This is a genomic window from Bradyrhizobium sp. NBAIM01, assembly GCF_020194115.1.
Classification (GTDB): Bacteria; Pseudomonadota; Alphaproteobacteria; order Rhizobiales; family Xanthobacteraceae; genus Bradyrhizobium; species Bradyrhizobium yuanmingense.
In genome coordinates this window covers 70,761-83,143 of sequence record NZ_JADYVU010000022.1, presented here as the reverse complement: position 1 = coordinate 83,143, position 12,383 = coordinate 70,761, and the positions used below count along the sequence as shown (strand labels likewise).

9 protein-coding genes and 1 pseudogene are annotated in these 12,383 nt (G+C 66.4%); 8 read left to right on the top strand and 2 right to left on the bottom strand.

The features are described 5' to 3' along the window. The 8 genes and pseudogenes from I6F31_RS34725 to I6F31_RS34690 all read left to right on the top strand — a co-directional run. Positions 1 to 114: pseudogene (locus I6F31_RS34725) on the top strand (DUF721 domain-containing protein); the annotation flags it as partial. Positions 115 to 254: 140 nt separating this feature from the next. Further along, positions 255 to 926, top strand: a complete 672-nt coding sequence (locus tag I6F31_RS34720; protein ID WP_036006292.1) for a DsbA family protein — start codon at positions 255 to 257, stop codon at positions 924 to 926. Positions 927 to 1,143: 217 nt separating this feature from the next. Further along, positions 1,144 to 4,608, top strand: coding sequence for a chromosome segregation protein SMC (gene smc / locus I6F31_RS34715; protein WP_225186908.1), 3,465 nt, complete (start codon positions 1,144 to 1,146; stop codon positions 4,606 to 4,608). Positions 4,609 to 4,732: 124 nt separating this feature from the next. Next, positions 4,733 to 5,710 carry a small ribosomal subunit Rsm22 family protein gene (locus I6F31_RS34710; RefSeq protein WP_225186907.1) on the top strand — a complete coding sequence of 326 codons (978 nt, stop codon included), beginning with the start codon at positions 4,733 to 4,735 and terminating at the stop codon, positions 5,708 to 5,710. A gap of 138 nt (positions 5,711 to 5,848) precedes the next feature. Next, the gene (locus I6F31_RS34705; RefSeq protein ID WP_036006288.1) at positions 5,849 to 6,409 is read left to right on the top strand and encodes a LemA family protein; all 561 of its coding nucleotides are present in this window, start codon (positions 5,849 to 5,851) and stop codon (positions 6,407 to 6,409) included. Positions 6,410 to 6,441: 32 nt separating this feature from the next. Next, entirely contained in the window at positions 6,442 to 7,650 is a 1,209-nt protein-coding gene (locus tag I6F31_RS34700; RefSeq protein WP_225186906.1) for a M48 family metallopeptidase, read from the top strand. Positions 7,651 to 7,858: 208 nt separating this feature from the next. Further along, complete coding sequence (locus I6F31_RS34695; protein WP_036006284.1) at positions 7,859 to 8,611, top strand: hypothetical protein; 753 nt, start codon at positions 7,859 to 7,861, stop codon at positions 8,609 to 8,611. Positions 8,612 to 8,671: 60 nt separating this feature from the next. Continuing rightward, complete coding sequence (locus I6F31_RS34690) at positions 8,672 to 9,340, top strand: hypothetical protein (protein ID WP_036006282.1); 669 nt, start codon at positions 8,672 to 8,674, stop codon at positions 9,338 to 9,340. Positions 9,341 to 9,576: 236 nt separating this feature from the next. Here the strand turns inward: I6F31_RS34690 and I6F31_RS34685 are convergent, their stop codons facing one another. Then, a complete protein-coding gene (locus I6F31_RS34685) occupies positions 9,577 to 10,116 on the bottom strand; it encodes an adenine phosphoribosyltransferase (RefSeq protein ID WP_036006280.1) in 540 nt (179 codons plus the stop codon). Positions 10,117 to 10,125: 9 nt separating this feature from the next. Then, on the bottom strand, positions 10,126 to 12,291 hold the full coding sequence (locus I6F31_RS34680; protein ID WP_225186905.1) for an anthranilate synthase component I: 2,166 nt from the start codon (positions 12,289 to 12,291) through the stop codon (positions 10,126 to 10,128). Between the last annotated feature and the right edge of the window lie 92 nt (positions 12,292 to 12,383).

Genomic DNA, 12,383 nt, shown 5'->3' with positions numbered 1-12,383 from the left:
GGCCCACCCGACCCCAAGGCCGTCGCCAAGGTGGCGGAGAACCTGACCGAGATCGAAGATGAAGAACTGAAGACCGCGCTGGCGCGCCTCGGGGCCGCCATCAAGCGAAATTGAGCCTCATTCCGCGGCCAAACTGGACCTGTCCGTAGCGCCCGCCATTGCCTCAAACGACGTTTCAAGCTAGCGACAGGCCGTCCGAGCAGGAAACCTTGACCCGTCCTTCGGGCGAACCTTGCCAATCCCGGGAGCCGACCTTGATCATCACCCGCCGCGCCTTCACCACGATGCTGTCGCTGACCGGGCTTGCCGCGTTCGCCGGGCTCTCGCCGCTGCGGTTCATCTCGGACGCCATGATCCCTGAAGCAATGGCGCAGTCGGCCGCCGATGTCGCCAAGCCGGTGTCGCTGCCCGACATGGCGCTCGGCCCGAAGGATGCCGCCGTCACCATCACCGAATACGCCTCGATGACATGCCCGCACTGCGCCGCCTTCAACGAGCAGGTGTTCCCGAAGATCAAGACGGAATACATCGACACCGGCAAGGTGCGTTACATCTTCCGCGAGTTCCCGCTCGACATCAAAGCCGCCGCCGGCTCGATGCTGTCGCGCTGCATCGCCAAGGACGATGCGCCGAAATACTTCGCGGTCACCGACATGCTGTTCCGCCAGCAGAATGACTGGGTGATGAAGAACACCACCGAGACCCTGACGCGGATCGGCAAGCAGGCCGGCCTCACCCAGCAGCAGGTCGAGGCCTGCCTGAAGGACCAGGCGCTGCTCGACAAGATTGCCGCCGACCAGAAATATGCCAGCGACGTGCTCAAGGTGGATTCGACGCCGACCTTCTTCATCAACGGCGAGAAGATCAAGGGCGACACCTCGTTCGAGGAGTTCGCCAAGAAGATCAACCCGCTGCTGAAGAGCTGATTCGCGCGTCAAGATCCTGATTCGCATCTCGAAAGCCGTATCTTTCCCGGCATAAATCCCTTGGGAAAAGCGGCTTTCGCCGGTTGCCCTCGCGGCGCACCGCGGCCATTGTCCAGCCGCATGAGGCGCCTCGCGCGACTCACCCAGACAGCGACATTGCCTTCCATGGTATTGTCCCGGCAGGGGGATTCGCGCCTGCCAACAGAGATGCGTGCTTATGAAAATCACCCGCCTGCGCCTTCACGGTTTCAAGTCCTTCGTTGAGCCCACGGACTTCGTCATCGAGCCCGGCCTGACCGGCGTTGTCGGCCCCAACGGCTGCGGCAAGTCCAATCTCGTCGAGGCGCTGCGCTGGGCGATGGGCGAGACCTCCTACAAGTCGCTGCGCGCCGCCGACATGGACGCGGTGATCTTCGCCGGCTCCGGCAACCGTCCCGCGCGCAACCACGCTGAAGTGACGATGACGATCGACAATGCCGATCGCACCGCGCCGGCCGCGATGAACGACAGCCAGATTCTCGAAATCTCCCGCCGCATCGAGCGCGAGGCGGGCTCGGTCTATCGCATCAACGGCCGCGACGTGCGCGCCCGCGACGTGCAGATCCTGTTCGCGGACGCCGCCACCGGCGCGCGTTCGCCCGCCCTCGTCCACCAGGGCAAGATCGGCGAGATCATCCAGGCCAAGCCCGAGCAGCGCCGCCGCGTGCTGGAAGATGCCGCGGGCGTCGCCGGCCTGCATGCCCGCCGACACGAGGCCGAGCTGCGGCTGAAGGCGGCTGAAACCAATCTCACCCGCGTCGAGGATGTGATCGGCCAGCTCTCCGGCCAGATGGAAGGCCTGAAGAAGCAGGCCCGCCAGGCCGTGCGCTATCGCGAGGTCGCCGCCAAGGTCCGCAAGGCCGAAGCCACGCTGTTCCACCTGCGCTGGGTCGGTGCCCATGCCGACGTCAACGAATCCGGCCAGACCCACGATCTCGCCGTGCGCGAGATGGCCGAGCGCACCCAGCACCAGGCCGAAGCCGCCCGCATCCAGGCGATCCGCGCCGCCGAGATGCCGGCGCTGCGTGATGCCGAAGCGCGCGCCGCCGCCGGCCTGCAGCGCCTGACCAATGCCCGCGAGCAGCTCGACCGTGAGGAAGAGCGCGCCAAGGAGCGCGTCGCCGAGCTCGAGCGCCGCCTCGCCCAGTTCGAGGGCGACATTTCCCGCGCTCAGCAACAAACCATGGACGCCGACGTCGCGCTGCAGCGGCTCGACACCGAAGATGCCGAGCTGAAGGAAGAGATCAAGTCGCGCGTCGAGAAGCGCTCCGGCGTCGACGAGCGCGTTGCCGAGGCCGAGGCGGTGCTGACCGAAACCGAGCAGCGCTTCGCCGAGCTCACCACCGCACTCGCCGACCTCACCGCCAAGCGCAACCAGCTCGAGGCCAACGTCCGCACCCATCGCGACAAGCTCGCCCGGCTCGATCAGGAGATCGCGAACGTCACGGCGGAAGAGCAGAAGCTCACCGAAGCAACCGGCGGCTTCGGCGATCTCGACGAGCTGACCGCGCTGGTCGAGACGGCGGAAGAGACGCTGGCGGCCTCCGAAGCTGCGGCGCAGGCCAGCGAAGCTGCGCATGTCGCGGCACGCCAGACGCTGGAATCCTCACGCTCGCCGCTGGTCGAGGCCGACAAGCGCGTGCAGCGGCTCGAGACCGAGGCGCGCACGATCTCCAAGATCGTCAACGGCGAGACCAAGAATTTGTGGCCGCCGATCATCGACGGCATCACGGTCGACAAGGGCTTTGAAAAGGCGATCGGCGCCGCGCTCGGCGACGATCTCGACGCCCCGATCGATCCGTCGGCGCCGATGCGCTGGACCAATGTCGGACACACCGAGGGCGATCCGGAGCTGCCCGAAGGCGCCGTTCCGCTCTCCAACCATGTGCAGGCGCCGGCCGAGCTGGCGCGCCGCCTCGCGCAGATCGGCGTGGTGCCACGCGAGCGCGGCGCCGAGCTGGTCTCGCAGCTCAAGACCGGCCAGCGGCTGGTCTCGCCCGAGGGCGACGTCTGGCGCTGGGACGGTTTTGTCGCCGCAGCACATGCCCCGACTGGCGCCGCCCGGCGCCTCGCCGAACGTGCCCGCCTCGTCGACATCGAGAACGAGCTGGAGCAGGCCCGCATCGACGCGCAGATCAAGCGCCAGGCGCTGGAGAACGCCGAGTCCGAGCTGCAGATGGCGGCGAGCACCGAAGGCGCCAGCCGCGAAGCCTGGCGCGGCGCCCAGCGCGAGCTGAACGTCGCGCGCGAGCGCCACGCCAATGCCGAGCGCGAGATCAGCCGCCATGCCGCGCGCAAGGCGACGCTGTCGGAAGCGCACAGCCGGCTCGCCGCCGATCGCGCCGAAGCCGAGGCCGCCTACGAATACGCCCAGGCCGGCATCGGCGAGCTGCCGTCGAGCGAAGACACCGAGACCCAGCTCGCCGCCGTCCGCAGCGACATCGAAGGCCGCCGCCGCATGGCCGCCCAGGTCCGCGCCGAGGCGCAGGCGCTGGCACGTGAGGCCGAGCTCGCCGATCGCCGCGTGCAGGCGATCCTCGCCGAGCGCACCGAGTGGCAGAACCGCAAGGAGAGCGCGGCCTCCCACATCGACACCATCCAGGCCCGCATCGCCGAGCTCACCATCGAGCGCAGCGAGCTCGAAAACGCCCCGGCCGTGTTCGCCGAGAAGCGCAGCGCGCTGATCACCGAGATCGAATACGCCGAGAACGACCGCCGCATGGCCGCCGACGCACTTGCCACCGCGGAAACCGCAATGGCCGAGACCGACCGCGTCGCCAAGCTGACGCTCGAGGCGCTCTCCAGCGCCCGCGAGGCCACCGCCCGCGCCGAGGAGCGCATGGAAGGCGCCCGCCGCCGGCTCGAGGACATCGAGCGCGAGATCCGCGACATGCTCGAGGTCGAGCCGCAGGCCGTCGCCGGCCTTGCCGAGCTCGAGCCCGGCGCCGAACTGCCGCCGCTGCACGAGATCGAGGAAGACCTCGAGAAGATGCGCCGCGACCGCGAGCGCCTCGGCGCCGTCAATCTGCGCGCCGAGGAAGAGCTGCGCGAGGTCGAGACCCAGCACACCGGCCTCGTCACCGAGCGCGACGACCTGGTCGAGGCCATCAAGCGGCTGCGCCAGGGCATCCAGAGCCTCAACAAGGAAGCTCGCGAGCGGCTGCTGACCTCGTTCGACGTCGTCAACGACCACTTCAAGCGCCTGTTCGTCGAGCTGTTCGGCGGCGGCGAAGCCGCGCTGCACCTGATCGAGAGCGACGACCCCTTGGAAGCCGGCCTCGAAATCATCGCCAAGCCGCCGGGCAAGAAGCCGCAGACGCTGTCGCTGCTCTCGGGCGGCGAGCAGGCGCTGACCGCGATGGCACTGATCTTCGCGGTGTTCCTCACCAACCCGTCGCCGATCTGCGTGCTGGACGAAGTCGACGCGCCGCTCGACGACCACAACGTCGAACGGTACTGCAACCTCTTGCACGAAATGACCGGCTCGACCGACACGCGCTTCATCATCATCACGCACAATCCGATCACGATGGCGCGGATGAACCGCCTGTTCGGCGTCACCATGGCCGAGCGCGGCGTGTCGCAGCTGGTGTCGGTGAGCCTCGCCGAGGCCGTGGACATTCTCGACCAGAACGTGGCGTGATCTTGGACCGTCATTCCGGGGCGATGCGCAGCATCGAACCCGGAATCCATGGTACGACCGACGCTGCAGATAAATGGATTCCGGGTTCTCGCTTCGCGAGCCCCGGAATGACGTGGGGTTGCTGATGATCTCCCCCACCCTTCCCGCCGAACTGAAAGCCGCCCTCGACGGCAAGCTGCAGGGCTTCTCTCGCAGCGACGCGGCCCGGCGCTCGCAGAGGATCTCGACTACGTATCGCGCCGGCGGCACCTCCGGCACGATCAAGTCGGACGCAGATGCGCTCGCGTATGCGCTGGCGCGCATGCCCGCGACCTACGCGGCGGTGGCGGCGAGCCTCAACGCGCTCACCGAGATCGCGCCTGATCTCGCCCCCGAAACATTGCTCGACGTCGGCGCCGGTCCGGGCACCGCCAGCTGGGCCGCCGCGGAAGCCTTTCCGTCGCTACAGGATTTTACCCTGCTCGATGCCAACGCCACGCTGAGCCGGCTCGCGCTCGAACTGGCACACGGCAGCTCGCGATTGGCGGAGTGCCGTTATCTGCCCGGCGATGCCGGCGGCAACCTCACTGAGGTCTCACAGGCCGATCTCGTCATCGCCAGCTACATCATCGGCGAGCTCAGCGAGGCCGATCAGCGCAAGCTGACCGAGGCGATGTGGGCCAGGGCGCGCCACGCGCTGGTGGTGATCGAGCCCGGCACGCCCGCCGGCTATGCCCGCATCCTCGCCCTGCGCCAGCAGCTGATCGCAGCTGGCGCTTTCGTCACCGCGCCCTGCCCGCACGAAAGGCCGTGCCCGCTCATCGCGCCCGACTGGTGCCATTTCAGCCAGCGCCTGCCCCGGTCGCAGGCGCACCGGCAGATCAAGGGCGCCGAGGTCCCGTTCGAGGACGAGCGCTTCATCTACGTCGCCCTGACCCGCACCCCGCCCGCGAGCCGCGCCGCGCGCGTACTGGCACCGCCGGACGTCGGCAAGGCCGAGATCGCGGCCAAGCTTTGCACGGAGGCTGGGGTTGCGCCGGCAAAAGTCCCGCGGCGGGAGAAGGCGGCCTATGCCGAGGCCCGGCGCTGGCGCTGGGGCGATGCCGTCATGTCCGAAAGTTAATTTCGCTGGCCGTGCCTGCCTTGAACTCGGGCCGTTCCTGATCCGACCAAGTCTTACCTTCCCTCCGCGCCGGGCTCTCATCCTGCGTTGATTTCGTCTACCCTAGCGCCCGCCTTCTTCCCTCTTCAGGAGTTCTCCATGTCGACCGGCTGGATCGTTCTCGGCGTCATCGTCGTCCTCGCGCTGATCGCTTTCAGCGCCTACAACCGCCTGGTGGCGCTGAGCCAGCGTGTCGGCCAGGCCTTTGCCGACATCGACGTGCAGCTCAAGCAGCGTCACGACCTGATCCCGAACCTGGTCGAGACGGTGAAGGGCTACGCCTCGCACGAGCGCGGCACGCTCGACGACGTCATCAAGGCGCGCAATTCGGCGATGTCGGCACAGGGCCCGGCGCAGGTGTCCGCGGCCGAGAACCAGCTCTCCGGCGCGCTCGGCCGGCTGATCGCGCTGTCGGAGGCCTATCCCGACCTCAAGGCCAACGCCAATTTCCAGCAGCTCGCGTCCGAGCTCTCCGACCTCGAAAATAAGATCGCGGCGAGTCGTCGCTTCTTCAACAACGCGGTGCAGGAATACAATACCGGCATCCAGCAGCTGCCCGCCGCCTTGTTCGCCGGCATGTTCGGCTTCACCAAAAAGGACTTCTTCGATCTCGGCGCCAGCCGCACCGAGGTCGAGACCGTGCCGCAGGTGAAGTTCTGATTTGAGCCGATAGGCCGGCAGGGCATCGCGTCATGGCCGCGTATGGTCTCTACACGCACATCGCCTCGAACAAGCTTCGTTCGATGCTGCTGCTCGCCGGCCTGTTCGCGCTGGTCTATGTGCTGGTCTATGCCGGCGCGCTGGTGGCCGAAGTGTTCATCGACGACAGTGAGACCGCCGCGTACTATCTGAGACACGCCTTCTCGGACCTACTCAAGGCCGCGCCCATTGCAACGGTCGTGGCGGCGGTCTGGATCGTGATCGCCTATTTCTTTCACCAGTCGATGATCGATGCCGTGACCGGCGGCCACAGCGTCACCCGGCAGGAACAGCCGCGGCTCTACAATCTGCTCGAGAACCTCTGCATCTCGCGCGGCCTCACCATGCCGAAGCTGAAGATCATGGAGAGCCCGGCGCTGAACGCCTTCGCGACCGGTCTCAATCCGCGGCAATATTCCATCACGGTCACCACGGGTCTCCTCGATGCGCTCAACGACAAGGAGATCGAGGCGGTGCTCGGCCACGAGCTGACCCACATCAAGAACGGCGATGTGCAGCTCATGGTGGTCGCCGTCATCATCGCCGGCGTGGTCGGCTTCTTCGGCGAATTGTTCTTCCGCCTGTTCACGAATCTGAACTGGAGCTCCGGCGGCTCCTCGTCCTCGGGCTCGTCCTCGTCGTCGCGGTCGTCCTCGTCGTCGAGCGACAGCAAGAGCTCCGGCGGCGGCGCGATCATCGTCATCATCATCGCCATCGTGCTGATCGTGCTGGCCTGGCTGCTGTCGCAGGTGGTGAAGCTCGCACTGTCGCGGTCGCGCGAATATCTCGCCGACGCCGGTTCGGTCGAGCTGACGAAAGACCCCGACGCGATGATCTCGGCGCTGCGCAAGATCGAGGGCCGCGGCGAGCTGCCGGGCGCGACCTCGGCGGTGATGGAGCTCTGCGTCGACAATCCGCGCGAGGGCTTTGCCGACCTGTTCGCGACCCACCCTTCCGTGCAGTCCCGGGTCGACGCGCTGGTCAAGTTCGCCGGCGGGCGCGATCCGGGACCGCTGCCGGACCCCGCCGAAGAGACGGAACAACTCGAGACCGAACATGCCGGCGCACAGGACGGGCCGCCGCCGCTCTCGCAGGGGCCGTGGAGCGATGCGGCCGGTCCCGCCAGCCCGCCGCCCGTTCCCGCGCCCAGTCCCTCTGGAGCCCCGGCAGCCAATCCGATGGGACCGTGGGGCCGTCACTGACGGCGTGATTTGCCGCTTCATGCGCCGGGTTTCCCGGCAATCGGGAAAATCCTCGGGAATTGCCGTAAGTGGAGCGCGAGGAATTGAATTCTCCCTTGTTTCTGCCATGTTCGCGCCCAACAGCAGACTCGGGACGTCTTTCGGGACATCGATTTGGGGCCCGGCCGATTGCGACCTCGCGATCGGGGGCGCGCGTTAGGGGACAGCAATGGCAAAGCCGGCAGTGGTTGTGGTGGGCGCGGACAAGGGCGGGGTCGGCAAGACCACGGTATCGCGCACCCTGCTCGATTATTTCTCGGCCAACAACGTGCCGACGCGGGCGTTCGACACGGAGTCGCCGCGCGGAACCCTGAAGCGCTTCCACCCCGACATCACCGAGATCGTCGACATGACGACGACGGCCGATCAGATGAAGATCTTCGACACGCTCAACGCTGTCAGCCCTTCGGTCACCGTGATCGACGTCCGCGCCGGCCTGCTTTCGCCGGCGCTGGCCTCGCTGCGCGACATCGGCTTCCTCGACGCCGCCAAGGCCGGCCAGATCACCTTCGCCGTGTTCCACATCCTCGGACCCTCGATCGCCTCGCTGGAGGAGATCGCGGAGACCGCAGGCTTCATGGGGGGCGCGAAATATTTCCTGGTGAAGAACTTCATCAACGACACCCAGTTCTTCCAGTGGGACCAGGCGACCTATAATTCCTACTTCCACCGCATCAAGGACGCGACCGAGCTGACCATCCCCAAGCTCAACGAGATGGCCTATGAGCAGGTCGAGGTCTCCTCGGTCCCGTTCCTGAAATTCGTGGCCAACAAGGGCATCAGCGACGAGGCCGCGAACTATTCCTTCGTGCTGCGCGGTTATGTCCGGCACTGGTTGGCCAATGTCTGGAGCGAATACGACCGCATCCGCCTGACTGACATCGTCGGGTCGAAATCCGCCAGCCGCAACAGCGAAAAATAGTTGCGCAAGCCGGGCTGATACGGCTGGATTGGGCGGTGAGTTGGCCTGATATAGCTGGCGATGCCCGCGACACCCGTCTACATCATCTGCTCGCCCCGCCCGCAGGTCGGCAAGACCTTGCTGGCGCGGCTTTTGAGCGAATTCCTGCTGCTCAAGAACGGCAACGTCGCGGCCTTCGACGTCAACCTGAAGGAGCCGTCGCTGCTCGATTACCTACCGAAGGTGACCGAGACCGCCGACGTGATCGACACCTTCGGCAAGATGCAGCTGATGGACCGCGTCATCGTCGATGACGGACTTGCCAAGGTGATCGACCTCGGCTTCCACGCCTTCGACGAGTTCTTCAAGATGACCGACGAGATCGGCCTGCTGAAGGAGGCGGCGCGGCGCCACGTTGCGCCGATGATCCTGTTCGTCGCCGACACCGACCGCGTCTCGGCCCGCGCCCACGAGATGCTCCGTGGGCGGATCCCGCGGATGAACCTGGTCACGGTGGACAACGAATATGTCGTCCGCGGCGAGCTGCCGCCGGCAATGGGAGGCGGCCGGCTGTTCCGCCTTCCCGCGCTGCCCGGTTTCCTCAAGACCTATATCGACCGACTGAACTTCTCCTTCACTGGCTACCTGCGCCAGGAGAAGGACTCCTCGACCGAGCTGCACCAATGGACGCGGCGGAATTACATCGCGTTCCGGGAGCTGGAGCTCAGCCTGATCCTGCAGCGGTCGTGAAGCATCCGATCGGGAGCTCGGTGTTCACCTCTCCCCAGCGGGGAGAGGTCGGATTGCGCTTGGCGATGCGAAGCATCGTCCAGAGCAATCCGGGTGAGGGGCCGCAGCGTTCAGTGAGACCAGAACCCCTCACCCGGATCGCCTCATCGATGCGATCCGACCTCTCCCTATGGGAGAGGTGAACCGCGTCCTTGGCCCACACACCGCCCCCGAAGCTTGTTCTGCCTCGTTGACGCTCAGTGCCCCTCGAACGACATCAGCGTGCGCACGGGCACGTCCATGGCGCGCAGCTTGGCGGCGCCGCCGAGCTCGGGCAGGTCGACGATGAAGCAAGCGGCAATCACGTTGGCGCCGATCTGGCGCAGCAGCTTGACCGCGCCTTCCGCGGTGCCGCCGGTGGCGATGAGGTCGTCGACCAGGATCACGCGCTCGCCGGGTGCGACCGCGTCGACATGCATCTCCATCTCGTCGATGCCGTATTCGAGCGAATAGGCGATGCGCACCGTGGTATGCGGCAGCTTGCCCTTCTTGCGGATCGGCACGAAGCCCGCCGAGAGCTGATGCGCCACCGCGCCGCCGATGATGAAGCCGCGCGCCTCCATGCCGGCGACCTTGTCGATCTTGTTGCCGGCCCAGGGGTTGACGAGCTCGTCCACGGCTCGGCGGAACGCGCGCGCATCCGCGAGCAAGGTGGTGATGTCGCGGAACATGATGCCGGGCTTGGGATAATCCGGGATGGTGCGGACGCTCGCCTTGATGTCGTGGTCAAAAGTCATTCGTGCCTCTCAATTGACCGGCGCATCCAGCCGGAACGCGTTTTCGACAATACGTAGCCCCACCTCGCCGCCGAGCGACATCAGCGATTCCGGATGGAATTGCACGCCGGCGACCGGCAGGGTCTTGTGCTCCAGCGCCATGGCGACGCCGTCCTCGGTGCTGGCGGTGACGCTGAGCACCTCCGGCATGCTGTCGCGCTCGACATAGAGCGAGTGATAGCGGCCGATGACGATCTCGTTCGGCAAATTGCGCATCAGCCGTCCGCCGCGCACCTGCACCCGCGAGGGCCGGCCGTGGGCGGGATGGGTGAGCTGGCCGAGCTCGCCGCCGAAATATTCGCCGATCGCCTGCACGCCGAGGCAGACGCCGAACACCGGCAGCTTCTTCTCCAGCGCCGCATCGATCGTCGTCTTGATCCCGAAATCCTCAGGGCGCCCGGGGCCGGGCGACAGCACCAGCAAGTCCCACCTCTTCTGCTTGAGCATGTCGAGCGCATGCACATAGCGGACCACGGTGACGCTGGCGCCGACCTGACGGAAATAATCGGCGAGCATGTGCACGAAGCTGTCGTCATGGTCGATCAGCAGCACCTGCTTGCCCGAGCCCGTGGCATCAGGCGCAAAGGTCGAGAGCGGCTTCGGCGGATCGCCGCGCAGCGCCTGGAACAGGGCGGCGGCCTTGACCTGGCATTCGCGGTCTTCTGCGGCGGGGTCTGAATCGAACAGGCAGGTGGCGCCGACGCGCACTTCGGCGAGGCCATCCTTCATGCGGATGGTGCGGATGGTGAGGCCGGTGTTAATGCTGCCGTCGAAATTCACCGCGCCGATCGCGCCGGCATACCAGCGCCGCGGCGAGCGCTCGTGGTCCTCGACGAACTGCATCGCCCACAGCTTTGGCGCGCCGGTGACGGTGACAGCCCAGGCGTGGGTGAGGAAGGCATCGAGCGCATCGAAGCCGGGGCGCAACATGCCCTCGACGTGATCAACGGTGTGGAACAGCTTTGAGTAAGTCTCGATCTGGCGGCGCGCCAGGACCTTGATGGTGCCGGGTACGCAGACGCGCGCCTTGTCGTTGCGGTCGACGTCGGTGCACATGTTGAGCTCGAACTCGTCCTTCTCCGAGTTCAGCAGCTGGCGGATCTGCTCGGCATCGCCGATCGCATCAAGGCCGCGCGCGATCGTGCCCGAGATCGGGCAGGTCTCGACGCGGCGGCCGTCCGAACGCACGAACATTTCGGGCGAAGCCGAGACCAGAAACTCGCCCTCGCCGAGATTCATCAGCGCACCATAGGGCGACGGGTTGATGACGCAGAGGCGCTGGAACACTTCGGCCGGCGAGCGGTCGCAGGGCTCGGCGAACAGCTGGCCCGGCACGGCCTCGAACAGATCGCCACGGGCAAAGGCGGCGCGCGCTGTCTCGACCGTGGCCTGATATTCGCCCGGCGCGTGATCGGCAAAGCCCTGGCGCGGCGTCTTCAGATAGGGGCTGTCGGCGGTCTCGCGCGGCAGGCCTTCGGTCGACTTGCCCTTCCAGGCGAAATCGTAAGAGAGTACCACGCCGCGGCCGGTGGCACGGTCGTAGGCGAGTAGGCGATCGGGAATATAGAGCACGATATCGCGCTGGTCGGCCTCGCGCGGGCGCTTCTGCACGAGGTCCTCGATCTGGAACACGAGGTCGTAGGCGAAGGCGCCGAACAGGCCGAGCAGGCCGTCGTCACTGGCGGAGAAGGCAGCGACGAGATCGCGCACCAGCGACATCACGCTGGCACGCCGCGTGCGCTGGTCCTCCTCGACCGGGGCATCGCCGCGGATGATGTGGCCGGCAAGGCGGCTCGACGTTCTCTCGGAGATGACGACACAGGGTTCGCGCAGGACATCGCCGAGGAAGGCGATCAGCACCTCTCCGCGCGCGTTCAGCGCTTCCAGCTTGAAATTGACGCCAACTGTCTCGAGCTTGAGCGGCGGGTCGGAGAAGCCGAGATCGAAGCTCTCGTAGCGGCCGGGCACGGTCGTGCCCGAGGACAGCACCACGCCGCGGCGGCGGTCGAGCAGGTTGATCAGGTCGTCGAGCCGGTTGGCGCCGCCGGTGAACTGCTCGGCCACACGCGTGATCGCAAGCCCCGCGCGGGTCACGTAGTCGCTTCGAGCCGGGAGGGCAAAGACTGTCCTGTTCATGTCGTCCTCTTACGAAACTTGTCGAGGAAACGCCACACAGGACAAACGATCAGGCCGCCCCACTGCGTGGCGACCTCAGACGATTTTGAGAA

Bases quoted from the DNA above. Each gene is read 5' to 3' on its own strand.
- smc (WP_225186908.1), top strand. From the start codon at position 1,144: ATGAAAATCACCCGCCTGCGCCTTCACGGTTTCAAGTCCTTCGTTGAG.
- I6F31_RS34710 (WP_225186907.1), top strand. From the start codon at position 4,733: ATGATCTCCCCCACCCTTCCCGCCGAACTGAAAGCCGCCCTCGACGGC.
- I6F31_RS34705 (WP_036006288.1), top strand. From the start codon at position 5,849: ATGTCGACCGGCTGGATCGTTCTCGGCGTCATCGTCGTCCTCGCGCTG.
- I6F31_RS34700 (WP_225186906.1), top strand. From the start codon at position 6,442: ATGGCCGCGTATGGTCTCTACACGCACATCGCCTCGAACAAGCTTCGT.
- I6F31_RS34695 (WP_036006284.1), top strand. From the start codon at position 7,859: ATGGCAAAGCCGGCAGTGGTTGTGGTGGGCGCGGACAAGGGCGGGGTC.
- I6F31_RS34690 (WP_036006282.1), top strand. From the start codon at position 8,672: ATGCCCGCGACACCCGTCTACATCATCTGCTCGCCCCGCCCGCAGGTC.
- I6F31_RS34685 (WP_036006280.1), bottom strand. From the start codon at position 10,116: ATGACTTTTGACCACGACATCAAGGCGAGCGTCCGCACCATCCCGGAT.
- I6F31_RS34680 (WP_225186905.1), bottom strand. From the start codon at position 12,291: ATGAACAGGACAGTCTTTGCCCTCCCGGCTCGAAGCGACTACGTGACC.